General features: G+C 75.2%; 21 protein-coding genes. 10 read left to right on the plus strand and 11 right to left on the minus strand.

The features are described from left to right. Positions 1-9: 9 nt before the first annotated feature. A complete protein-coding gene (locus AB2L28_RS03695) occupies positions 10-1086 on the plus strand; it encodes a LacI family DNA-binding transcriptional regulator (protein ID WP_370717381.1) in 1077 nt (358 codons plus the stop codon). A 126-nt stretch (positions 1087-1212) separates the two neighbouring features. Next, on the plus strand, positions 1213-2316 hold the full coding sequence (locus tag AB2L28_RS03700; protein WP_370717382.1) for a Gfo/Idh/MocA family protein: 1104 nt from the start codon (positions 1213-1215) through the stop codon (positions 2314-2316). Between the two features lie 36 nt (positions 2317-2352). Here the strand turns inward: AB2L28_RS03700 and AB2L28_RS03705 are convergent, their stop codons facing one another. Next, positions 2353-4278 carry a serine/threonine-protein kinase gene (locus AB2L28_RS03705; protein WP_370717383.1) on the minus strand — a complete coding sequence of 642 codons (1926 nt, stop codon included), beginning with the start codon at positions 4276-4278 and terminating at the stop codon, positions 2353-2355. Between the two features lie 218 nt (positions 4279-4496). On the opposite strand from AB2L28_RS03705, the gene AB2L28_RS03710 reads away from it, so the two are divergent. Together AB2L28_RS03710 and otsB are read left to right on the plus strand one after the other, a co-directional pair. Then, positions 4497-5957: an alpha,alpha-trehalose-phosphate synthase (UDP-forming) gene (locus AB2L28_RS03710; RefSeq protein WP_370717384.1), complete on the plus strand. Its 1461-nt coding sequence runs from the start codon at positions 4497-4499 to the stop codon at positions 5955-5957. After that, entirely contained in the window at positions 5954-6730 is a 777-nt protein-coding gene (otsB, locus tag AB2L28_RS03715; protein ID WP_370717385.1) for a trehalose-phosphatase, read from the plus strand. The genes AB2L28_RS03710 and otsB overlap by 4 nt, the downstream gene beginning before the upstream one ends. 32 nt (positions 6731-6762) lie before the next feature. On the opposite strand, the gene AB2L28_RS03720 is transcribed toward otsB, so the two are convergent. The 3 genes from AB2L28_RS03720 to AB2L28_RS03730 all read right to left on the minus strand — a co-directional run bounded on the left by AB2L28_RS03720 (position 6763) and on the right by AB2L28_RS03730 (position 9352). Further along, entirely contained in the window at positions 6763-7446 is a 684-nt protein-coding gene (locus AB2L28_RS03720) for a FadR/GntR family transcriptional regulator (protein ID WP_370717386.1), read from the minus strand. A 190-nt stretch (positions 7447-7636) separates the two neighbouring features. Further along, a complete protein-coding gene (locus AB2L28_RS03725; RefSeq protein ID WP_370717387.1) occupies positions 7637-8830 on the minus strand; it encodes a cation:proton antiporter in 1194 nt (397 codons plus the stop codon). A 39-nt stretch (positions 8831-8869) separates the two neighbouring features. Continuing rightward, positions 8870-9352, minus strand: a complete 483-nt coding sequence (locus AB2L28_RS03730) for a cation:proton antiporter regulatory subunit (protein WP_370717388.1) — start codon at positions 9350-9352, stop codon at positions 8870-8872. Positions 9353-9661: 309 nt separating this feature from the next. Here AB2L28_RS03730 and AB2L28_RS03735 point away from each other — a divergent pair, with 309 nt between their 5' ends. From AB2L28_RS03735 to AB2L28_RS03745, 3 genes are all read left to right on the plus strand, one after another. Further along, positions 9662-10738, plus strand: coding sequence for an ABC transporter ATP-binding protein (locus tag AB2L28_RS03735; protein ID WP_370717389.1), 1077 nt, complete (start codon positions 9662-9664; stop codon positions 10736-10738). 88 nt (positions 10739-10826) lie between these two features. Beyond that, entirely contained in the window at positions 10827-12095 is a 1269-nt protein-coding gene (locus tag AB2L28_RS03740; RefSeq protein ID WP_370717390.1) for a DUF4032 domain-containing protein, read from the plus strand. Between the two features lie 32 nt (positions 12096-12127). Further along, entirely contained in the window at positions 12128-13003 is an 876-nt protein-coding gene (locus AB2L28_RS03745; RefSeq protein ID WP_370717391.1) for an NAD-dependent epimerase/dehydratase family protein, read from the plus strand. Positions 13004-13055: 52 nt separating this feature from the next. Here the strand turns inward: AB2L28_RS03745 and AB2L28_RS03750 are convergent, their stop codons facing one another. The 6 genes from AB2L28_RS03750 to cysS are packed head-to-tail and all read right to left on the minus strand — an operon-like array spanning position 13056 to position 18553. After that, positions 13056-13556, minus strand: a complete 501-nt coding sequence (locus tag AB2L28_RS03750; RefSeq protein WP_370717392.1) for a MarR family winged helix-turn-helix transcriptional regulator — start codon at positions 13554-13556, stop codon at positions 13056-13058. A gap of 58 nt (positions 13557-13614) precedes the next feature. Further along, entirely contained in the window at positions 13615-14646 is a 1032-nt protein-coding gene (locus AB2L28_RS03755; protein WP_370717393.1) for a BadF/BadG/BcrA/BcrD ATPase family protein, read from the minus strand. Then, positions 14634-15746, minus strand: coding sequence for an SIS domain-containing protein (locus AB2L28_RS03760; protein ID WP_370717394.1), 1113 nt, complete (start codon positions 15744-15746; stop codon positions 14634-14636). The genes AB2L28_RS03755 and AB2L28_RS03760 overlap by 13 nt, the downstream gene beginning before the upstream one ends. Positions 15747-15786: 40 nt before the next feature. After that, on the minus strand, positions 15787-16173 hold the full coding sequence (locus AB2L28_RS03765; protein WP_370717395.1) for a hypothetical protein: 387 nt from the start codon (positions 16171-16173) through the stop codon (positions 15787-15789). Further along, a complete protein-coding gene (gene rlmB, locus AB2L28_RS03770) occupies positions 16170-17135 on the minus strand; it encodes a 23S rRNA (guanosine(2251)-2'-O)-methyltransferase RlmB (protein ID WP_370717396.1) in 966 nt (321 codons plus the stop codon). Before rlmB ends, AB2L28_RS03765 begins: the two co-directional genes overlap by 4 nt. Continuing rightward, entirely contained in the window at positions 17135-18553 is a 1419-nt protein-coding gene (gene cysS, locus AB2L28_RS03775; protein WP_370717397.1) for a cysteine--tRNA ligase, read from the minus strand. Before cysS ends, rlmB begins: the two co-directional genes overlap by 1 nt. A gap of 57 nt (positions 18554-18610) precedes the next feature. On the opposite strand from cysS, the gene AB2L28_RS03780 reads away from it, so the two are divergent. From AB2L28_RS03780 to AB2L28_RS03790, 3 genes are all read left to right on the plus strand, one after another. After that, positions 18611-19720, plus strand: coding sequence for an S-(hydroxymethyl)mycothiol dehydrogenase (locus AB2L28_RS03780; protein WP_370717398.1), 1110 nt, complete (start codon positions 18611-18613; stop codon positions 19718-19720). Next, complete coding sequence (locus AB2L28_RS03785) at positions 19717-20358, plus strand: MBL fold metallo-hydrolase (protein ID WP_370717844.1); 642 nt, start codon at positions 19717-19719, stop codon at positions 20356-20358. Before AB2L28_RS03780 ends, AB2L28_RS03785 begins: the two co-directional genes overlap by 4 nt. Before the next feature lie 72 nt (positions 20359-20430). Continuing rightward, a complete protein-coding gene (locus AB2L28_RS03790) occupies positions 20431-21687 on the plus strand; it encodes an AI-2E family transporter (protein WP_370717399.1) in 1257 nt (418 codons plus the stop codon). Between the two features lie 19 nt (positions 21688-21706). Here the strand turns inward: AB2L28_RS03790 and AB2L28_RS03795 are convergent, their stop codons facing one another. Further along, positions 21707-23305, minus strand: coding sequence for an AtzH-like domain-containing protein (locus AB2L28_RS03795; protein WP_370717400.1), 1599 nt, complete (start codon positions 23303-23305; stop codon positions 21707-21709). Between the last annotated feature and the right edge of the window lie 11 nt (positions 23306-23316).

A 23316-nucleotide genomic window follows, 5' to 3' on the forward strand; every position in this document is an offset into this window, starting at 1 on the left:
ATGTCCCCCGTGGCCAGCGCTGAACCTCGACGACGTGCCCGGCGGTCCCGCCCCGACGGGCCCGTGACCCTCGACGACGTCGCCCGCGAGGCGGGGGTCTCCCTGGCCACCGCCTCGCGCGTCCTCAACGGCAGCACCCGCGTCGTGGGCCAGGCGCTGCGCGAACGGGTCCACGACGCCGCCGCCCGGCTCGACTACAGCGCCAACGCGCAGGCGCAGGCCATGGCCCGCGGCCGGTCCGACGTGGTCGGCCTCGTCGTCCACGACATCGCCGACCCGTACTTCTCCTCCCTGGCCGCGGGCGTCATGGACGCGGCGGAGACGGCCGGGGCCATCGTCACGCTGTCCGTCACCCGGGGCGACGCCGACCGCGAGGTCGCCCACGTGGCGGCGCTGCGCCGGCAGCGGGTGCGGGCGGTCGTCCTCGCCGGGTCGCGCTGGGTGGACGCCGAACGCACCGAGGCCCTGCGCGCCGAGCTCGAGGCGTTCCGAGCGGGCGGGGGGCAGGTGGCGGCGGCCACCCAGGACGTCCTGGGGGTCGACAGCGTCCTCGTCGACAACGAGGGCGGGGCCCGGCGGCTGACCGAGGCCGTCGTGGACCTGGGGTACCGGGAGTCCTGGGTGCTCCAGGGACCTGAGAACCTCGTGACCGCGCGGGACCGGACGGCGGGTTTCCTCGCCGGGCTGGCCGCCCGCGGGCTCGAACCCGCCCAGCGGGTCGCGGGTCCCTTCACCCGCGACGGCGCCTACGACGCGGTGGCGGCCCTGCTCGCCGACCGGCCGCGACGGCGCCGGACCGCACCGGCCCCGGTGCTGCTGGCGGTGAACGACGTCATGGCCGTGGGGGCCATCGCCGCCGCGCGGGACGCGGGGCTGGACGTCCCGCGCGACCTCGCCGTGGCGGGGTTCGACGACATCCCGACGCTGCGCGACGTCGCGCCCGCGCTGACGACGGTCCGCCTGCCGCTGACCGACATCGGTCGCCGGTTGTTCGACCTGGTCGACTCCGCCGACGGGGGTCCGGCGCGCCTGGAGCACGTCGCGGGTGAGGTCCTGCTGCGGGCGAGCACCCCCGCCCTGTCCTGAGGCGGGGGTCCGGGGGGCGACCGCGCTTGCTAGGGTCCTCGGGAAAGCGCTGTCCGCGGGTCGGCGACCGCCCGCCCGCTCCGGGAACCGTCGCGCGGAACCGTCCCGAGCAGCCCCGAGGAACCCATGGTGCCCACCGCCCCGCACTCCGCCGCCCGCCGCGCCGTCGTCGTCGGCACCGGCGCCATCGCCCACTCCCACGTCCGGGCGCTGCGCGCGCTGGGTGAGCGGGTCGAGGTCGTGGCCGCGGTCGACCTCGACGCCGACCGGGCCGCCGCGTTCGCCGCCGAGTGGTCCGTCCCGCGCACGGCCGCGACCCTGACCGAGGTCTTGGCCGGGGACGAGGTGGACCTCGTGCACGTCTGCACGCCACCGTCCTCGCACGTCGAGCTGTCCCGGGAGGCGCTCGCCGCCGGGGCCAGCGTCGTGCTGGAGAAGCCCGTGGCCCTCTCGCTGGCGGAGACCGACCGCCTGCTCGCCGCGGAGCGCGCCTCGAGCGGTTCGGTGGCCGTCGTCTCCCAGCACCGGTTCGGTTCCGGCGTGCAGCGGCTGCGCTCGATCGTCGAGGACGGCTCGCTCGGCCGCCCCCTCGTCACGACCTGCCTGACCCAGTGGTACCGCTCGGACGCCTACTTCCAGGTGCCCTGGCGCGGGAGCTTCGCCGTCGAGGGCGGCGGCACCACGATGGGCCACGGCATCCACCAGCTGGACGTGCTGCTCGCCGTCCTCGGGCCGTGGGAGGAGGTCAGCGCCATGGCCGCCCGCGGGTCGCGGCCCACGCAGACCGAGGAGGTCTCCGTGGCGACGGTGCGGTTCGGCGACGGCAGCCTGGCGAGCGTCGTGAACTCGGCGGTCTCGGTGCGCGAGACGACGGTCATGCGGTTCGACCTGGAGCTGGCGACGGTGGAACTGACCCACCTCTACGGCTACGGCGACGACGACTTCCGCGTCACCGCCGCCCCCGGTCACGAGGGGGAGGTCGAGACGGCCTGGGCGCGCGAGCCCCGGGGCGTGCCCTCCAGCCACGAGGCCCAGTTCCGGGCCGTCCTCGACGCGCTCGACGCCGGGGACGCTCCCCCCGTCGCGCTCGCCACGGCCCGGGACACCCTCGAGCTCGTCGCCGCCGTCTACGCGTCCGCGTTCACCGGCGAGCCGGTGCGGCGCGGGCAGATCAACGCCTCGAACCCGTTCTGGTCGGCCATGGACGGGACCGGCGCCGTCTGGCGCTGAGCGCACCCTGCCGGACGGGAGGAAAGGTGAGGGGGCTCAGCTCAGCCACTGCAGCGGCGAGGACGTCAGGGGCCGCCAGTCGGGCTGGCCCCCGCCCAGCACCACGAGCAGGGCCGCGAAGGCGACGAGCAGCAGCACGCCGACGGCGACACCCGTCTCGCGCTCACCCCGCAGCGCGCCCCGGATCGCGGTGCGGGTGCCGCGCTGCAGCGACCGGCCCCCCGGTCCGTGCCAGGCGACGAGCGTGCCCGTCAGGCCGGCGGCGGCCAGCGTCCACGCGCTCTCGTAACCGCCGAGGGCGCCCCGGGTGAAGGTGCCGAGGATGAACACGACGCTCACCCCGACGAGCAGCGGGATGATCGAGGCGAAGACCGTCGACACCGCGGCGCGCAGGGCGTGCCACGGGGTGGCCGCACCCACGGCGAACGCGTCCGTCGGCCGGGGCCCGGCCTCCCAGCGGCGGCGGAACAGCCCGGCGGCGGCGCGGTCGACGGTGCGGGCGGCGGTCCCGCCCACGAGGGCCAGCGCGACACCCGCGGCCGGCGCCACGGCGAAGACACCCACGAGGGCCAGCAGGCCGGCGAGGATCGTCCAGGACCGCTGCGGCCGCGCCGGTTCGCCGTTCGTCCCGAGGCGGGGCGCCTGGGCGGCGGGCTGACCGGCCAGGGGGTGCGCCTGCGTCGCGTCGTACCGGGCGGGGGCCTGCTGCGGGCCCTGGCCCGGCCCGGGCGCCTGCGGGATCCACCCGGGCGGGGCCTGCTGGACGGGCGGGCGCCGGTCCACCGGCCCGGACTGCGGGACCCGGGCGGTCGGAGCGGCCGGCCGCACGGGCGGCAGGACGCTGGTGGCCTCGGCCGCGGACCCCGTCGCGGGGCCGGCGGCCCGCCCCTCGTCGGCGATGAGGGACTCGAACCGGGACCGCGGTCCCTGATCCCGTCCCCGACCCGCCGGCACGTCGGCCGGCACGGCGGTCGTGCGGTCCGCGGGACCGAGGTGGGCCTGGGGACCGGTCGTCGCCCCGTCGAGCGCGCGCAGCAGGGCGTCGGGGGCGGGGCGGTGGGCCGGGTTGACGGCGAGCGCCGCGAGGAGGGGGCCGCGCAGGTCGGCGGGCACGCCGGACAGGTCGACGTCGGCCCGCCGGACGCGGTCGAGGACGACCTCCATGGGACCGGTGCCGAACGGGGGGCGACCGCTGGCGGCGAACGCGACGGTCGCGGCCCAGCCCCACCAGTCGGTGGCCGGGGAGACGAGACCCCCGGCGACGACCTCGGGCGAGAGGTAGCCGGGGGTGCCCATGACGAGCCCGGTGGAGGTGAGCCGGACGTCGTCGGCGACGTGCGCGATGCCGAAGTCGATGACCACGGGCAGCCCGTCGAGCAGCAGGACGTTGCTGGGCTTGAGGTCGCGGTGGACGACCCCGGCGGCGTGGATGGCGTGCAACGCCTCGGCCAGACCGTGCCCGAGGTCGCGCAACCGGCCGCCGCGCAGCGGTCCGCGGGTCTGCACGACGTGTTCCAGCGACGGGCCGGGCACGTAGCGGGTCACCAGGTGCGGCCACGGCCCGTCGACGTCGGCGGCGATGACCTCCGCGACGCGCGGGGAGCGGACGCGTTCGAGCGTGGCGACCTCGCGGGCCAGGCGCTGGCGAGCCTGCGGGTCGGCGGCGATGTGCGGTTTGAGCACCTTGAGCGCCGCGGCGCGCTGCTCGTCGTCCAGGCCGAGGTAGACGATGCCCATGCCGCCCTGGCCGATCTCGCGGTCCAGCCGGTAGCGGCCGAGCGTGTCACCGGGCGAGGGCGCGTAGGTGTGCGGCGACCAGCCCTGGTCGGGGGTGCGCTGCAGGCGCGGGTCCTCGACCCCGCCCGGGCCCTGCGGTGCACCGCCGTGCGGACCGGGGTGGCCGCCCGCGGGCACGGCACGGGTGCGCGCGTCGCCCGAGGGGTGCGGGTAGGGGGTGACCACGACCCCACGGTACGACAGCCGCGCCCGCTCACCCGGTCGTGCACGGCCTCTTCACACCGCCCGGGGTCCACGCCGTCCGGGCAGGCCCCCCGGACCGTCGCCGGGGGCACGGCCCGGTGGGGTCGACGATCACGGCGGGTGGGGTCGGCGGGCTGTGAGTAGGGTCGGGCTGCGATCGGAGCGAGGTCGCGCAGCGATCGACCGAGGAGGACACCACGATGGCCGGCGACTACGACCTGGTGGTGGTGGCCAACCGGCTCCCCGTGGACCGGGTGGAGGAACCCGACGGCTCGACGAGCTGGCGGCGCAGCCCCGGGGGCCTGGTGACGGCCCTGGAACCGGTGATGCAGCGCGAGGACGGCGCGTGGGTCGGCTGGGCCGGTGCGGCCGGCGACCCGCCGGAACCGTTCGACGCCGAGGGCGTGCGCTGCGTGCCCATCGGGTTGTCGGCCGAGGAGGTCGAGGACTACTACGAAGGGTTCTCGAACGGGACGCTGTGGCCGCTGTACCACGACGTCATCGTGGCGCCCGGGTACCACCGCAGCTGGTGGGAGGCCTACGTCCGCGTCAACGAGCGGTTCGCCGCGGCCGCCGCCGAGCAGGCCGCGGAGGGCGCGACGGTCTGGGTGCAGGACTACCAGCTCCAGCTCGTGCCGCGGATGCTGCGGCGACGCCGGCCGGACCTGTCGATCGGGTTCTTCAACCACATCCCGTTCCCGCCGTTCGAGATCTTCGCGCAGCTGCCGTGGCGCAAGGCGATCATCGACGGGCTGCTGGGTGCCGACCTCGTGGGCTTCCAGCGCGCGGCGGACGCGAGCAACTTCGCGCGCGCGTGCCGCCGGGCCTCGAACCTGCCGGCCCGCTCGAGCCGGATCCGGCTCGACGCCGAGGACGGGCGGGAGGTGCGGGCGGCGTCGTTCCCGATCTCCATCGACTTCGGTGCCCTGGACGAGCTGGCCCAGCGCGAGGACATCAAGGCCCGGGCGGCGGAGATCCGCCGCGACCTCGGCAACCCCGAGCACGTGCTGCTGGGTGTGGACCGCCTCGACTACACCAAGGGGATCCTGCACCGCCTCAAGGCGTTCGAGGAGCTGCTCGACGACGGCAAGGTCAGCGTCGAGGAGGCCGCCCTCATCCAGGTCGCCACGCCGTCGCGCGAACGCGTCGAGCAGTACATCCAGCTGCGCCAGGACGTCGAGGTCACGGTGGGCCGCATCAACGGCACGCACGGGACCATCGGGAACACGGCCGTGCACTACCTGCACCACTCCTACGGCAAGGAGGAGATGGCGGCGCTGTTCCTCGCCGCCGACGTCATGCTCGTGACCGCCCTGCGCGACGGCATGAACCTCGTCGCCAAGGAGTACGTGGCCTCCCGGCACGACGAGCGCGGTGTCCTCGTGCTCTCGGAGTTCACGGGTGCGGCCGACGAGCTCGGCCAGGCGCTCATGGTGAACCCGCACGACATCGACGGCCTGAAGGACACGGTCGTGCGGGCGTTGCGGATGTCGCCGCGCGAGGCGGGACGCCGGATGCGCGCGCTGCGCCGGCGCGTCGGCGACCACGACGTGCAGCGCTGGGCCGCCTCCTTCCTCCAGGCCCTGGCCGAGCACCACCGGACACCGGCCTCGGCCTCGGTGGCGCGCGCCGCCGACGCGGGGCAGGAGGACGGGGCGTGAGCACGGACCTCGACGCGGCGCTGGCGTCCTTCGCCGCCCGCGGTCGCGTGCTCGTGGCGCTCGACTTCGACGGGGTCCTGTCCCCCCTCGTCGACGACCCCTCGGCCGCCCGGCCGCTGCCGGAGGCGGCGCAGGCCCTCGACCGGCTCGTCCCCTCGACGGACGTGGCCCTGGTCTCGGGCCGGCACCTCGACGACCTGCGCGCGTGCGCGGCTCCCCCGGACGCTGTCGTCCTCGTCGGCGGGCACGGGACGCAGAGCTCGCTGGAGGGCGCCGCGGGGGGTCAGAGCCTCGACGACGCCGAGTCCGCCCTGCTCGAGCGGCTCGGGGACGAGCTGGACCGGTTGACGGCGGACGTGGGCGGCGCGCACGTGGAGCGCAAACCCATGTCGGTCGTGCTGCACACCCGCCGCGCCTCCCGCCCCGACGCCGAGCGCCTGACGCGGGCCGTGCTCGACGGGCCCGCGACGTGGGAGGGCGTGCACGTGCTGCGGGGCAAGGAGGTCGTCGAGCTCGGCGCGGTCGAGCTCGGCAAGGGTGCGGGGCTGACGCGCCTGCGCGACCGGCTGTCCGCGGACGGGCCCGCGGTCGAGGCCGTCCTGTTCGCCGGGGACGACGTGACGGACGAGGACGCGTTCGCCGTCCTGGACCCGGCGTCCGGGGACGTGACGGTGAAGGTCGGGCAGGACCGGACCGCCGCCGCGTTCCGGGTCGAGGGCCCCCCGGACGTCGCCGCCCTCCTGCACCGCCTCGCCGACCTCCGCTCGACCTGAGCACCCCTCGCTGAGCACCCGCCGTTGCGCGGTCAGCGCGGCAACGTCGTGCGCAACCACGCCTCGACGTTCGCCACGTGCAGCAGGGCGGCGGCGTGGGCGCGCTCGCGGTCACCGTCCCGCACGGCCTCGTAGATGGCGGTGTGCTCGGCGATCGTGCGCTGCCGGGAATCGGCGACCGTGAGCGCGCGCCAGACGCGCGCGCGGACCGTCGCCCCGGAGACGCCGCGCAGGATCGCGGCCAGCGCCCCGTTGCCGCTGGCGGCGGCGACCGCGGCGTGGAAGCGCTCGTCGTGGACGAGCAGCTCCTCCTCGTCCTCGGCCCCCTCCATGCGGCGCAGGTGGTGGGCGACGGCCTCCAGGCCGGACCGGTCGGCGCGCGCGGCCGCGAGCGCCGTCGCCTGGGGCTCCAGGAGCCGTCGGCACTCCACGACCGCGAGCAGGTGCTCGTCGGCCATGAGGTCGACGGCGTCGGCGAGGCCGGTGAACAGCCGGTCCGGGGTCAGGCTCGTGACGTAGGTGCCGTCCCCGCGGCGCACCTCCAGCACACCGGCCGTGACCAGGGCGCGGACGGCCTCGCGCAGACCGGACCGGGAGACGCCGAGCTGCTCGGACAGGGCGGACTCCGCGGGCAGGCGCTGCCCGGGGCCCAGGTCGCCGCGGACGATGAGCTCGCGGACGCGCTCGATGGCGGCCTCCGTCAGCGGCGCGGCCACACCCACCTCCAGCTCCCCCCGGCGCGCGGCCGGGCCCCGGGCCCTCGTGACGACCCGGTGCGGCGGCGACCGGTCCCGGTCATTCTGCCGCGCCCGCCCCGGCCCTCGTGCGCACGCGACCTCCCCCGCCCCCGCCCTGGTCGGGAGCGTCCTCGGCGCACCGGAGGGGGTCCCCCGCCCGGGACGCCGGTCAGCGCGCCGTGGTCGCGGCCCTCTCCCGCCGCCGCCGCACCCAGGCGCGGGCCCACGGGTCGGCGAAGCGGGCCAGGACGGGCCCCAGCACCGCCATGACGAGCACGTACGCCGCGGCGAGCGCCGCGAGCCGGGCGTCGACCCCGGCGGCGGTGGCGAGCCCGGCGATGACGATGGAGAACTCCCCGCGGGGGATGAGCGCGGCCCCGGCGCGGACCCGGCCGGGCACCGCGATGCCGGCGCGGCGGGCGGCGACCCACCCCGTGACGAGCTTCGTGGCCACGCCGACGACGACCAGACCCAGGGCCGGCACGAGCACCGGGGGCAGGGTGCTGGGGTTGGTGGCCAGGCCGAAGGAGACGAAGAAGACGGCGGCGAACAGGTCGCGCAGCGGCTCGAGCCGGTGGTGCGCCTCCGGGGGGAGGTCGTTCGACAGGCTGATGCCCAGCAGGAACGCCCCCACGGCCGCCGACACGTGCAGCTGCTCGGCGACCCCGGCCACGAGGAGGGCCAGGCCCAGGACGCGCAGCAGCGTCACCTCCCCGGAGCCGCCGGAGACGAACCGGGAGACGACTGCCCCCCAGCGCAGCGCGACGACGAGCGCGACGGCGAGGCACGCGAGGGCGATGAGCACCGACCCGGTCGCCTCCCACACCCCCGACGCGGCCAGGACCGCGGTCAGGACCGGGAGGTAGACGGCCATCCCCAGGTCCTCCAGGACCAGGATGCCCAGGACGGAGGGCGTCTCCCGGTTCCCCAGGCGCCCCAGGTCGCTCAGGACCTTGGCCACGATGCCGGACGAGCTCACCGCGGTGATGCCGAACATCGCCAGCGCGCCCACGGGGCCGAAGCCGAGCAGCAGCCCGAAGGCGGCGCCGGGCAACCCGTTGAGCAGCAGGTCCAGGACCCCCACGGGCGCCTGGCGCCGCAGGTTGCCCAGCAGGTCGCCCGCGGAGTACTCCAGGCCCAGCAGGAGCAGCAGCATGACGACGCCGACCTGGGAGGCCGCCTCGAGGAACTCCTCGGGGGCGTTCAGCGGGACGACGCCGCCCGCGCCGAAGGCCAGGCCGGCGAGCAGGTACAGCGGGACCGGGGAGATGCCCAACCGGCCGGCGAGGCGACCGACGAGGCCGAGGCCGAAGATGACCGCACCGAGCTCGATGAGCAGAGCGGCGGTGTGGACCTGTTCCAACCGTCCTCCCTCCGCCCCGGGCCTCGCGCGCCCGCGGCCTCAGCCGTTCTGCAGCAGTTCCGCCGTCGCGCGGACCCCTTCCTGGGTCCCGACGACGACGATCTTGTCACCGGTGGCGAACTCCTGGGACGGCGCGGGCGAGGGGACGACCTCCCCGGCGCGCACGAGCGCGACGACGGAGGCACCCGTGCGGCTGCGGATCGCCGCGTCCCCCAGGGTCTTGCCGACGTAGGGCGAGGTGTCCTCGAGGTAGATGCCCTCGGTGGCCAGACCCTCGATCTGCTCGCGCAGGCGGGCCAGGCGCTCGATGACGCGCGGCTGCCCGAGCAGCTCCGCCAGCACCTCGGCCTCGTCGCCGTCGAGGTCGATCACGGCGTGGCAGGCGTCGGGATCGTCCTGGGAGTAGACGAGCAGCTCGCGCTCGCCGCCACGGGTGGAGATCACGCCGATGCGGCGGCCGCGCGCGGTGGTGAAGTCGTGCCGCAGCCCGACGCCGGGCAGCTTGGTCTCTTCCAGGTCCACGGTCCTCAGTGTCCTCCACGGTCGAGGGGGCCGGCGACCAGGGCGGCGACCGTCCCCCGGACGCCGCAGCCGCGCGACGTCCTGACGGTCCCAACGCCGGCGCGGTGCGCTCCCGTCCCCGACCCGCCGCACCGGACCCTTGCCCGGAGGGGATCCGTCGTGCATGATCTGCGGACCCGCGGTGCAGCGATGCACGGCGTCGTGCACGGACGTGCCCGGCGACCGTCGCACGGTGGCGGCGGACAACTGAAGACACCCATTCCACGACGGATCGTCCGGCACGTACCTGCCGGTGGAAGGACAACGACGATGGCTACGGTCACGTTCGACAAGGCGACGCGCATCTACCCCGGCGGCGACAAGGCCGCCGTCGACGCCCTGGACCTGCACGTCGAGGACGGCGAGTTCCTCGTCCTCGTCGGCCCCTCCGGCTGCGGCAAGTCGACCTCCCTGCGCATGCTCGCCGGTCTCGAGGACGTCAACGGCGGACGCATCCTCATCGGTGACCGCGACGTCACGACGGTCCCGCCGAAGGACCGCGACATCGCGATGGTGTTCCAGAACTACGCGCTCTACCCGCACATGACGGTCGCCGACAACATGGGCTTCGCGCTCAAGATCGCCGGCACCCCCAAGGACGAGATCAAGCGCCGCGTGCAGGAGGCGGCCAAGATCCTCGACCTCGAGCAGTACCTGACCCGCAAGCCGAAGGCCCTCTCCGGTGGTCAGCGCCAGCGCGTCGCCATGGGCCGCGCGATCGTGCGTCAGCCGCAGGTCTTCCTCATGGACGAGCCGCTGTCGAACCTCGACGCCAAGCTCCGCGTCCAGACGCGCACCCAGATCGCCTCGCTGCAGCGCCGCCTGGCCGTCACGACGGTCTACGTCACGCACGACCAGGTCGAGGCCATGACGATGGGCGACCGCGTCGCGGTCCTCAAGGACGGTCTGCTGCAGCAGGTCGACACCCCGCGGCGCATGTACGACCACCCGAACAACGTCTTCGTCGCCGGCTTCATCGGCTCCCCGGCCATGAACCTGCTGACGCTCGACGCGACCGACGGCGGCCTCAAGCTCGGTGACACCCTGCACCCGGTGGAGCGCTCGGTCCTGTCCGGCACGGGCGACAAGGTCACCCTGGGGGTCCGGCCCGAGGACCTGGAGCTGTCCACCTCGGGCCTGCCGGTCCAGGTCGACGTCGTCGAGGAGCTCGGCGCCGACGCCTACATCTACGGTTCGCTCGCGCAGGCCGGTGGCGAGGCCCACCAGGTCATCGCGCGCGTCGACGGTCGCCGTCCCCCGGAGAAGGGCTCGACGGTCCACTTCACGCCCAAGCAGGGCCACGTCCACCTGTTCGACGTGACCAGCGGTGAGCGCCTCGGCGCCTGAGCGCCCAGCGCCTGACCGGAGGGCCGCCACTCCCCGCGGGGGTGGCGGCCTTCCGTGCTCGCGGCCGGCGGGCTGAGAGGATGGTCGCGTGAGCACCTCGACGGCGGCGTCGCTGCAGATCACCGCTGCCCGCCCGTACCCCGAACTGCTGGACCTGCCCTGGGACGTCCCGCTGGAGGAGTGGCCCGAGCACCACCTCGCCGCGCTCCCCCGGGGCATCTCCCGGCACATCGTGCGGTTCGTCAAGCTCGGCAACCGCGTCCTGGCGGTCAAGGAGACCAACGCCCCCATCGCCCACCGCGAGTACCGGATGCTGCGGCTGCTGAACCGGCTCGAGGTGCCCTCGGTGGCCCCGGTCGCCGTCATCACCGGCCGGGTCGGTCGCGACGGGGAACCCCTCAACGCCGTGCTCATCACCCGGCACCTGCAGTACTCGCTGCCCTACCGGGCCCTCTACAGCCAGATGCTGCGGCCCGACACGGCCAAGCGCGCCGTCGACGCGCTCGCGGTGCTCCTCGTCAAGCTGCACCTCACCGGTTTCTACTGGGGTGACGTCTCCCTGTCCAACGCCCTGTTCCGCCGCGACGCCGGTGCCTTCGCCGCGTACCTCGTGGACGCCGAGACGGGTGAGCTGTACGACGAGCTGTCCACCGGGCAGCGCGGGTACGACGTGGACCTGGCCCGGACGAACATCGCCGGTGAGCTGATGGACGTCGTCGCCTCCGAGGCCCTGGACGCCGACATGGACGAGGTGCTCGCCATCGCCGACCGCATCGTCTCCCGGTACCACGCGCTGTGGGCCGAGCTCACCGAGCCGGAGTCGTTCGAGCGCGGGGACCGCTGGCGCGTCGAGGCGCGCATCCGCCGCCTCAACGACCTCGGCTTCGACGTCGGGGAACTGGCCATCACCACCGACATCGACGGTACGACGGTCCGGATCGAGCCCAAGGTCGTCGACGCCGGCCACCACTCGCGGCGGCTGCTGCGCCTCACCGGCCTGGACGCCGAGGAGAACCAGGCGCGACGGCTGCTCAACGACCTCGACTCCTACACCGCCGCGAACGGCCGGCAGGGCGAGGACGAGGAGATCGTCGCCCACGACTGGGTTGCCGACGTCTTCGAACCCGTCCAGCGCGCCGTGCCGCGCGAGATGCGGGGCAAGGTCGAAGCTGCTGAACTGTTCCACGAGGTGCTCGAGCACCGCTGGTACCTGTCCGAGCGGGCCTCGCACGACGTGGGTCTGGAGGAAGCCGTGAACTCCTACGTCGTCGGTGTCCTGCCGAACAAGCCCGACGAACGGGCGGTGCTGGGGGTCGGCACGCGGGAGATCCCGGTCGTCGACCCGGACATGTACTGATCCACCCCACCTGGAGGACGCTGTTGTCTGACGTGAAACCCCGTGTCGTGCTGACGGGCGCGGCCGGCAAGCTCGGCCGCATCGTGCTGCGCGACCTGCTCGACCACGGCTTCTCCGTGCTCGCCCTGGACCAGACCCGCCCGCCCGGCCTGACCGCGGCCGACGACGCGCAGTTCGTCCGGATCGACCTCACCGACCACGGTCAGGTCACCGAGGCGATCACGGGCCGCATCGAGGAGCGCGGTGGTCCCTTCACCGGCGTCGTGCACCTGGCCGCGATCCCCGCCCCGGGCCTGGCGCCGAACGGCGCGACGTTCCGCAACAACTCCGCCGCGACGTGGAACGTCTTCGACGCCGCCCGCGCAGCCGGGATCCGCGACGTCGTGTGGGCCTCGAGCGAGACCGTCCTGGGTCTGCCCTTCGACTCCGCTCCCCCGCCCTACGCCCCGCTGGACGAGGAGTACCGGGTGCGGCCGGAGTCGACGTACTCCCTCGTGAAGTCGCTCGAGGAGGAGATGGCCCACCACTTCTGCCGGTGGGAGCCCGAGCTGACGATGACGGGCCTGCGGTTCTCGAACGTCATGCACGTCGAGGACTACGCGAAGTTCCCCTCCTTCGACGCCGACCCGCTGCTGCGCAAGTGGAACCTGTGGGGCTACATCGACGCCCGCGACGGTGCCCAGGCCGTGCGCAAGGCGCTGCAGCGCACCGGTCCCGGCGTCGAGGTGTGCATCGTCGCGAACGCCGACACGGTGATGTCGCGTTCCTCGGCCGACCTGATGGCCGAGGTGTACCCCGGTGTCGAGGTGCGCAAGGAGCTCGCCGAGCACGAGACGCTGCTGTCGATCGACAAGGCCCGCCGGCTGCTCGGGTACGAACCCGAGCACTCCTGGCGCGACCACGTCTGAGGCACCTGAGCGCGAGCGGGCCCCGGGGGACGTCCCCCGGGGCCCGCTCGCGTCAGACCTGCCGGGCCAGCGCGGTCGCGGCGAACTTCGCGTCCGGGTCCAGGACGTCGAGGAGCTTGACCATGACGGCGTCCAGGCGGGCGAGGTCCTCGGCCTGGAGGGGGTCCAGGACGAGCTGGCGGACGCGTTCGACGTGGCCGGGCGCGGAGGCGACGACCTTGTCCCAGCCGGCGTCGGTGAGGATGGCGACCTGGCCGCGGCCGTCGCTGGGGCTCTTCTCCCGGCGCACCCACCCGTCCTTCTCGAGCCGGGACACGACGTGGGAGATGCGCGAGGGGCTCGCGTTCGAGCGGGCACCGAGTTCGCTCATGCGCAGGCTGCGGGTGGGTTCCTCCGACAACATGGCCAGCGTCAGGTAGGCGGTCTTGGTGAGGTCGGCGTCCCGCTGCAACTGCGCGTCGAGAGCGGCGGGCAGCAGTTCCATGAGCGCGCTCAGCCGCAACCAGACCCGGCGTTCGTCGGCGTTCAGCCAGCGGGGGTTCTGCTCCGTCATCCGGTCAGCCTAGCAGGTAGTTGCAGATTGAACTACTTGTGCGGCTGTTCAACTCCGGTCAGTTTGCCACGACCCCCGCTGCGTCGCTCCCCGTGGCGTCGACCACCGTCGCCGGGGTCGACTCCACCCGGGCCAGTGCGTCGCCGGTCAGCGGACGACCGGCCAGCCGGGCCGCCAGCAGCGCAGCCCCCCGGGACGGTTCGAACCGGGGGCTGCGCACGTCGTACCCCCCCAGCGCCCGCAGCCGGCGGGAGAACCCCTCCGACACCTCCGGGACGGCCAGGACCCCGCCGGACCGCGACACGGCGACGACCTCGTCGTCGGCGAACCCGACCCGGGCGCGGACGGCCACGACGAGCTCGACGAGCTCGGCGGCGGCCTCCTCCAGCAGCGCCACAGCGGTGGCGTCCCCCCGGCGGGCGGCCGCGACGAGAGGCCGCGACAGCGCCGCGACCTCCCGCCGGGACCGGCGCCAGCGGTTCAGCACGACGTCGACGAGGTCGAGGTCGGTCCGCAGGCCCAGGTGCTCGCGCAGGACGTCGAGCAGCGGCCCGGGCGGGGTGCGGCCGTCGGCCATCTTCGAGAACTCCTGCAGCGCACGGACGCCGAGCCAGTGCCCGGACCCCTCGTCACCGAAGCCCTCACCCCAGCCGCCGACGCGCGCGGCGTGCGAGCCGTTGCGGCCGTAGGCGATGGAACCCGTACCGCTGACCACGCCGATGCCGTCGGCTCCGCCGAGGGACCCGGCCCACCCGGCGACGACGTCGTTGTCCACCGCGTACCGGTCGTGGCCGAGGACCTGGGCGGGGACGACGTCCAGGACGGGGACGTCCGCGGCCACCTCGCCGTAGGCCGGCAGACCGAAGAACGCGAACGCCACCGCCCCCGGCGCGGTCCCGGCGAGGTCGCACGCGGTGGCGACGGCGGCGGACAGCACGTCCCGGGTCAGGTCCGTCGTCCCCTCGCCCTCGAGGTGGTAGCAGCTCGGCGCGACGACCTCGGCCAGCACGGCCCCGTCCTCCCGCAGCACGCACAGGGCGGTCTTGGTGCCGCCGCCGTCGACGCCCAGGAAGACGTTCACGGCGCCCACGGGTGGACGGTCACGCCCTGCACGACCCGGTTCACCTCCCCGCCGGGGAACGGGTCGTCCGGGGTGCCGGGACGGGCCAGGGCGAACCGCAGCGCCAGCAGCTGGGCGGTGACCGCCGCGGGCAGGGCCCGCAGGTCGTCCGGCACGCCGCCCGGCAGCACCGGGTCGACGACGAGCACGTCCCGCTCCCCCAGCGCCGCCCGGAGTTCGGTCACGATGTCGTCGTCGTAGCGCCGGGTGTAGGGATCGCCGGAGCGGAACACGACCGCGAGGGTTCCGCTGCGCAGGAACGACTTCGGCCCGTGCCGGAACCCCAGCGGGGTGTCGTGCAGACCCACGACGGCACCGGCGGTGAGTTCCAGGAGCTTCAGCGACGCCTCCCGCGCCAGCCCGGCGAGGGGACCGCTGCCGAGCAGGACCACGCGGTCGTGGCCCCGGGCGGCGACCGCGGCCAGGTCGGTCGCGGACCGCAGCGCCGTCTCGGCGGCGGCGGCGAGGTCGTCCACCGGCACCGTCGCGGCGGGCGCCAGGAGGAGCCGGGCCGCCAGCAGCATCGCGGTGAAGCTCGACGTCATCGCGAACCCGCGGTCGTTCGTCGCCGGCGGCAGCGTGAGGACGTGGGAGCCGGCCCGGCCGGCGTGGGCCAGGGCCAGCCGGCCGTCGGCGTTGCAGGTGACGACGAGGTGGTGGACCTCGGTCAGCGCTGCGTCCGCGACCTGCGTGGCGGCCACGCTCTCCGGGCTGTCCCCGGACCGGGCGAAGGAGACCAGCAGCGTCGCCCGGTCGGGCCGCAGGGTCCCGGCCGGGTCGGCGAGCAGGTCCGTCGTCGCGACGGCCTCGACGGGTCGACCGAGCAGGCGGGTCAGCGCCGGGGCGAGCACCTGCCCGACGAACGCGGACGTCCCGGCCCCCGTCAGGACCAGGCGCAGGTCGTGGCGGGCGACCAGGGGCGCCAGCCAGGCCGCCGCCTGCCCGTCGCGGACGACCAGGTCGGCGACCTCCGCCCAGAGCGCGGGTTGCTGGGCGATCTCCGTCGCCGTGCGACCGGCGCCGCGGGCGCGCAGCCCGTCGAGCTCACCGTCGGGGAAGCGGGGGGTCACGTCGTCTCCTGGGGGTGGGGTGGCTGGGTCGACCGCGCGGTCAGGACCGCAGGAACTGCGACAGCTCCTCGACGGTGCCGACGACGACGGCCCCGGCGCGCAGGTCGGCCGGCAGGTCCGCCAGCAGCGCCTCGTCCGGCACCGCGACGGGCGGGTCGGTGAGCCCCAGCACGGCTCCCGTCGCCCGCGCGAGGTCCAGGACGAACCCGCGGACCTCGTCCCCGCCGTCGAGGTCGACCATGAGCGAGTCGAACGGCTCGCCGCAGCCGTACACGTCGGCCGACCCGTCGCGCGTCTCGACGCGGACGAACAGGTGCTCCGGATCGCGCTCGGAGGCCAGCGGGTCGACCACGGCGCGGACGGCCGCCGGGTCCAGCGGGACCTCGGCGCCGCCGGCGTAGCGGGTGAGGAAGACGTCCAGGCTCACCGGTGGCGCGCGACCTCGTAGAGCGCGATGCCCGCGGCGACCCCGGCGTTCAGGGACTCCACGGCCGCGGCCATCGGGATGCTCACGACCTGGTCGCACGTCTGGCGGACCAGCCGGGACAACCCCGCGCCCTCGGCACCCACGACGACGACGAGCGGGCCGTCGGCCAGCCGCAGGTCGGGCAGGTCGACGTCCCCGTCGGCGTCGAGGCCGACGACGAACAACCCGACCCTCTGGTACTCCTCGATGGCGCGGACGAGGTTCGTGGCGCGGGCCACGGGGACGCGCGCGGCGGCACCGGCCGACGTCTTCCACGCCGAGGCCGTCATGCCCGCCGCACGGCGTTCGGGCACGACGACGCCGTTCCCGCCGAAGGCCGCGACGGACCGCACGACGGCACCGAGGTTGCGCGGGTCCGTCACACCGTCGAGCGCGACGACGAGGGCCGGGCGACCAGAGCCGGCGGCCGTGTCGAGCAGGTCCATCGGGTGCTTGTACGCGTACGGCGGCACCGTGGCCGCGACGCCCTGGTGGACGGCGTTCTCGGTGAACCGGTCGAGGTCCTGCCGGGAGGCCTCCAGCAGCGGGATGCCCCGGTTGCCGGCCGCGGCGAGGATCTCCTTGACGCGGTCGTCGGTCTCGATGCGGGAGGCGACGTAGATGCCCGTGACGGGCAGTTCCGCGCGCAGCGCCTCGACGATGGAGTTCCGCCCGGCGATCCACTCGGTCTCACCGGACGCCTTGCGCCGCACCGGGGGACGGCCCCCGGGGCGGGAGTTCGTCGTCGCCGCGCGGTGGGCGGCCTTCTTGGCCGCCTTGGCCGCCGGGTGGTACGGGCGCTCGCTCGCCTTCGGCGTCGGGCCCTTGCCCTCCAGGGACCGGCGGTTCTTGCCGCCGCTGCCCCCGGTCGGGCCCTTCTTGCCCTTGCTGACCGCGCCGCGGCGCTGGCTGTTCCCTGCCACTACTGCTCACCTTCCAGGACCCACCGGGCTCCGGTGGGCGTGTCCTCGATCACGATGCCCGCGCTCTTGAGGGACTCGCGCACCGCGTCGGCGGTCGCGAAGTCCCGGGCGGCGCGAGCGGCCGCCCTCTCGTCCAGCCGGGCGCGCACGAGGACGTCGAGCGCCGCCCGCGCCCCGTCGGCCCCGCCCGCCTGCTCCACCCAGGGGTGGGCGAACGGGTCCAGGCCGAGCACGTCGAGCCCGGCCCGCACGTGCCCCAGCGCCGTCCGCAGCGCCGCGTCGTCCCCGGCCGCCAGGGCCGAGTTCCCGACCCGCGCGGTCTCGTGCAGGACCGCGAGCGCCGCCGGGGTGGCGAGGTCGTCGTCCATCGCCGCCGCGAAGGCCGGCGCGACGTCGTCGGCCTCCCCCGCCGTCCCGAGGTGCTCGGCCGCGCGGCGGACGAAACCCTCCAGGCGCGAGTACGCGGCCTCGGACTCCACGAGCGAGTTCTCCGACCACTCCAGGTGCGTCCGGTAATGCCCGGAGACGAGGTAGTAGCGCAGGACGACGGCGCGGTGGGTCCGCAGCAGGTGCGGGATCCCCAGGACGTTGCCGAGGGACTTGCTCATCTTCTCGCCGGACATCGTCACGAAGTAGTTGTGCAGCCAGAAGTTCGCGAACCCGTCGCCCGCCGCGCGCGACTGGGCCTGCTCGTTCTCGTGGTGCGGGAACCGCAGGTCCAGGCCGCCGCCGTGGATGTCGAACCGCGGGCCGAGGTAGCGCCCGATCATGGCCGAGCACTCCAGGTGCCAACCGGGACGGCCGCGGCCCCACGGGGTGGCCCAGGACGCCGTCGCCGGTTCGCCCGGCTTCGTCCCCTTCCACAGGGCGAAGTCGCGCGGGTCGCGCTTGCCGCGGGGGTCGGCGTCGGTGGCCGGTTCCACGTCCTCCAGGCGCTGGTGGGTCAGCTCGCCGTAGGCGGGCCAGGACCGGACGTCGAAGTAGACGTCGCCGGAGCCGTCGACGGCGGCGTAGGCGTGCCCGCGCTCGACGAGCCGGCCGATGAGCTCGACCATCTCCGGGACGTGGCCGGTGGCGCGGGGTTCGACCGTGGCGGGCAGCACGCCGAGGGCGTCGTAGGCGGCGGCGAACTCGCGCTCGTAGCGGTAGGCGTGGGCCCACCACTCGTCGCCGGCCTCGGCGGCCCTGGTGAGGATCTTGTCGTCGATGTCGGTGACGTTGCGCACGGCCGTCACGCGCAGGCCGGAGCGTTCCAGCCAGCGGCGCAGCACGTCGAAGACGACCTGGCTGCGGACGTGACCGAGGTGGGGCGACCCCTGCGGCGTGGGGCCGCAGACGTACATGCCGACCTGCCCGGGGACGAGCGGCGCGAACTCGCGCACCGCGCCGGCGGCGCTGTCGTGCAGGTGGAGGGTCACGGGCTCCAGGCTACCGGCGGCTCGACCGTGTCCGGGCGCGTCGCTAGGGTCGCGGCCATGGCCTGGACCGTTCCCGCAGTCATCTCCCGCACCAAGGGTGCGCCCGTCGAGACGGTGGACGTCGTCGTCCCCGAACCGGTCGCCGGTGAGGTCGTCGTGGACGTCGCCGCGTGCGGCGTGTGCCACACCGACCTGCACTACCGGGAGGGGGGCATCAACGACGACTACCCCTTCCTGCTGGGCCACGAGGCCGCCGGGACGGTCTCGGCCGTCGGCGACGGCGTGACGAACGTGGCCGTGGGCGACCCGGTCGTCCTGAACTGGCGCGCGGTGTGCGGGCAGTGCCGGGCCTGCAAGCGGGGCCGGCCGCAGTACTGCTTCGCCACCCACAACGCGACGCAGTCGATGACGCTGACCGACGGCACGCCGCTGTCGCCGGCGCTGGGCATCGGCGCCTTCACCCCGAAGACGCTGGTGGCGGCCGGGCAGGCCACGAAGATCGACACCTCCGTCCTCGGCGACAGCTGGGACCCGGCCGTCGCCGGGCTGCTGGGGTGCGGGGTCATGGCCGGCATCGGCGCCGCGGTGAACACCGCCCCGGTCCAGCGCGGGGACACCGTCGCCGTCATCGGGTGCGGTGGCGTGGGGTGCGCGGCCGTGGCCGGGGCCGTCCTGGCCGGGGCCCGCCGCGTCATCGCGATCGACCTGGACGACAAGAAGCTGGCGTGGGCCGAGCAGCTGGGCGCGACCCACACCGTGAACTCCCGGGGCCTGGACGAGGCCGGGGTCGTCGCGGCCATCGCCGAGCTCACCGACTCCTTCGGCGCCGACGTCGTCATCGACGCGGTGGGCCGCCCCGAGACGTGGCGGCAGGCGTTCTACGGCCGCGACCTGGCCGGCACCGTCGTCCTCGTGGGCGTTCCCACGCCGCAGATGCAGCTGCAGGTGCCGCTGCTGGACGTGTTCGGCCGCGGCGGGGCGCTGAAGTCGTCCTGGTACGGCGACTGCCTGCCCGAGCGCGACTTCCCGCAGCTGCTGGAGCTGCACGCCGCGGGACGGTTGCCGCTGGACGCGTTCGTCTCCGAGCGCATCGGCCTGGACGACGTGGAGGAGGCGTTCGCCACCATGAGGAGCGGCGACGTGCTGCGTTCGGTGGTGGTCTTCTGAGCGCCCGGGTCGAGCACCTCGTCACCTCCGGCACGTTCTCCCTGGACGGGCAGACGTTCGACGTCGACAACAACGTGTGGATCGTGGGGGACGACGAGCAGGTCGTCGTCCTCGACGCCCCCCACGACGTCGAGGCCATCGCCACCGCGATCGGTGACCGGCGGCTGCTGGCCGTCGTCTGCACGCACGCCCACGACGACCACGTCCGGCAGGCTCCCGCGCTGGCGCAGCGCTTCTCGGGGGCCGGGCACGAGGTCCCGGTGCTGCTGCACCCGGCCGACCGGCCGGTGTGGGAGCTGACGCACCCGCAGGTGGCGACGACGGACCTGGCCCACGGCCAGGTGGTGACGGTCGCCGGGACGGACCTGCACGTCCTGCACACGCCGGGCCACACGCCCGGCGCGGTGAGCCTGTACGCACCGGACCTGGCGACCGTGTTCACCGGCGACACCCTGTTCGCCGGCGGCCCGGGCGCCACCGGCCGGTCGTTCTCGGACTTCGGCACGATCGTCGCCTCGATCCGGACGGTCCTGCTGGAGCTGCCCGCCGAGACCCGCGTGCACACCGGCCACGGCGACGACACGACGATCGGCGACGAGGCCCCGCACCTGCAGGAGTGGATCGACCGGGGCCACTGATCCCCCGGTCCCCGGCGCGGGCGCCGTGCACCGCCAGGTGCCGGGGACCATCCCACCTGAGAGCATCCGGGGGTGAGTGATCAGCCCGACGCCCCGACCCCGCCCACCCGGACGGCCCCGCGCGAACCCGCGACGGGGATCGTCGCGCGCGGGGTCACGCAGGCCTCCCGGTGGGCCCTGCGCCTGCTCGTCCTCGGTGTCGGCGTCGCCGGCCTCATCTGGCTGCTGAGCAAGAGCTGGTCCCTGCTGCTGCCCCTGCTGCTGGCCGTCCTGCTGAGCGCGATCCTGTGGCCGCTGGCCCAGGTGCTGCGCGCGGTGCTGCCGCGCTCGCTGGCCGCGCTGGTCTCGATCGTCCTGCTCATCGCCGTCGTGGTCGGCATCTTCGCCGCGCTCATCCCCACCGTCGCCGACCAGTCCGGGCAGGTCGCCGACTCCGCGATCGCCGGGCTGGACCAGGTGCAGCGGTGGGTGACCGGCCCGCCCCTGAACCTCGGCGACGACCAGATCGGCAACCTCGTCGACCAGGGCATCAGCGAGCTGCAGAGCAACGCCCAGACCATCGCCCTGGGCGTCGTCGGCGGCGTCGGCACGGTCGGCGCCACGATCGGCTCGGGCGTGGTGACGTTCGTGCTGGTCCTCGTCCTGGCGTTCTTCTGCCTGTCCGACGGCGACCGCCTCCTGCCGTGGTCGCGCCGCTGGCTGAGCGCCGAGGCGCACCGGCACACCACCGCCCTCGGCGGTCGCGTGTGGACCGCGATCCGGGGGTACATCCTGTCCCAGGCGGCGGTCGCCCTCGTCGACGCTGTCTTCATCGGCATCGGGCTGGCCATCGTCGGGGTGCCCTTCGCCCTGCCCCTGGCGGTGGCGATCTTCTTCGCCGCCTTCATCCCCATCGTCGGGGCCGTCGTCACCGGGATCCTCGCGGTCCTGGTCGCCCTCGTGACCCTCGGCTGGGTCCAGGCCCTCGTCGTGCTCGGGATCGTCCTGCTCGTGCAGCAGCTCGAGGGCAACGTCCTGCAGCCCCTGCTCGTGGGCAAGTCCCTCGCGCTGCACCCCGCCGTCGTCATCGGGTCGGTGACGATCGGCGGGACGCTGTTCGGCATCATCGGCGCGTTCCTCGCCGTCCCGGTGACGGCGATCCTCACCGTGATCCTGCGGTACGTGCACCACGAGCTCGTCCCGGACCAGCCGGAGAACCCGCAGGCGGAGTCGTCGAACAAGCGCAGGCGCCGGGTGCGCCACCCCGACGACGAGCCCCAGGACCAGGACGAGGACCAGGACCAGCCGGCGGGGAGCGGGCCGGAGGTCGCGCCCACCCCCCGCGACTGACGTCGGGCCGGGCCCGGCGTCAGGCCGGCCCGAGCCCGTCCAGCAGGGCCAGCAGGTCGGCGTCGGCCCCGCGGGGGGCCAGGACGCACAGCCCGACGGGCAGGTCGCCGACCCGGCCCCACGGCAGCCCCAGCGCGGGGACCCCGCACTGCGAGGCCAGCGTCGTCAACGGCAGGGTCCCGGCGCGCGCCGCCTCGAAGCCGTCCGGCCCGGCCTCGCGCCGCGGGGCCGGGGTGCTCGTGCTGGGCAGGCACAGCCACCCCTGGGCCAGCAGCCCGTCGAGCCACGTGCGGGTGCGCGCCACCACCTCGCGGGCCGCCGCGCGCTGCTCGTCGTCGAGGGCGGCACCGGCCCGGAAGCGGGCGGCGACCGACGGGGAGACCGCGTCGGGGTCCGCCTCCAGGAACGCCCCGTGGTTGGCCCACGCCTGCGCGGCCTGGACCGTGCGGAAGGCCGCCGTCCACTCCGCGGGGGCGTCGGCGGGCACGTCGACGTCCCGCACGGGCAGCCCCGTCGCGACGGCGAGCGCCGCGAGGGCGGCCTCGACCGCGAGCGCCGTCTCGGGGGTGGCCAGCTCCAGCAGGGTCCGGCTGCGCAGCAGCGCCTCGGGACGGTCGCCCCCGTCCGCGGCGCCCAGCAGGGCGCGGCCCGCCCGGCGCAGGGTCGCGCCGTCCCGGGCCAGCAGGCCGACGGTGTCGAAGTCCTGCGCCAGCGGGAGCACACCCTCGACCGGGACGGCGCCGTGGGTGGGGCGCCAGGCGTACAGGCCGCAGTACGAGCCCGGGACCCGCAGGGACCCGGCGGTGTCGGTGCCCAGCCCGAGGTCGGCCGTGCCCGCGGCGACGGCGGCGGCCGACCCGGAGCTCGACCCGCCCGGGACCCGCCCGGGAGCGCGGGGGTTGACCGGGGTGCCGCTGTGCTCGTTGACGCCCGTGAGGGAGAACGCGAGCTCGTCGGTCTGCGCGATCCCCGCGACCTCCGCACCCGCGTCCAGCAGCCGCTGCAGCGCCGGCGCGTGCGCCTCCTCGACGGGGGCCTGCTCCAGCCAGGCGGGGACGCCGCCGCCGACGCGGTGCCCGGCGACGGCCACGAGGTCCTTCACCGCGACGCGGACCCCCCGCAGCGGACCGGAGTCCGCGCCCGCGGCCAGGGGCGTCCCCCGCACCCGCCAGGTGGCGGGGTCGTCCGCGGCGCCGGGGTCCACGGGCGCGGCGCCGACCGGGCCGCCGGAGACGTGCGCGGCGTGGACGCGCCAGCCGTCACCGTCCCCGTCCCCGCCCCCGTCCTCGTGGCGGCGCCACCACTGCGTCTGCACGCCGGCGCCGTGCTCGCGGTCGGACTCGGCGACGACGTACGCGTCGTGCGGGCCGGTCCAGCGGACGTGCACGCGCCGCGGCCACCGCGCGGGGGCCCCGCCGCGGGTGGCCCGGAACGCGGCGATGTGGTCGGACCCGACGAGCACGCCGGTCCCCTCGGCCCGCAGCGTGGCCGGGCCGGGGGCGAACAGCTCGTCGAGGACGGCCAGGTCGTCGGCCATGAGGGCGCGCTCGTAGCGGGTGACCGCGGCGAGCAGCCCGGCCTCGTCGCGCGCGGTGGGCGGCCTCGTCGCGTTCGTCATCGGGTACCTCC

It is taken from the genome of Kineococcus mangrovi (assembly GCF_041320705.1).
Lineage (GTDB): Bacteria > Actinomycetota > Actinomycetes > Actinomycetales > Kineococcaceae > Kineococcus > Kineococcus mangrovi.

Coding starts and splice junctions, on each gene's coding strand:
- AB2L28_RS03795 (WP_370717400.1), bottom strand. CDS start 23,305: ATGACGAACGCGACGAGGCCGCCCACCGCGCGCGACGAGGCCGGGCTG.
- AB2L28_RS03780 (WP_370717398.1), top strand. CDS start 18,611: ATGGCCTGGACCGTTCCCGCAGTCATCTCCCGCACCAAGGGTGCGCCC.
- AB2L28_RS03710 (WP_370717384.1), top strand. CDS start 4,497: ATGGCCGGCGACTACGACCTGGTGGTGGTGGCCAACCGGCTCCCCGTG.
- AB2L28_RS03735 (WP_370717389.1), top strand. CDS start 9,662: ATGGCTACGGTCACGTTCGACAAGGCGACGCGCATCTACCCCGGCGGC.
- AB2L28_RS03750 (WP_370717392.1), bottom strand. CDS start 13,556: ATGACGGAGCAGAACCCCCGCTGGCTGAACGCCGACGAACGCCGGGTC.
- AB2L28_RS03700 (WP_370717382.1), top strand. CDS start 1,213: ATGGTGCCCACCGCCCCGCACTCCGCCGCCCGCCGCGCCGTCGTCGTC.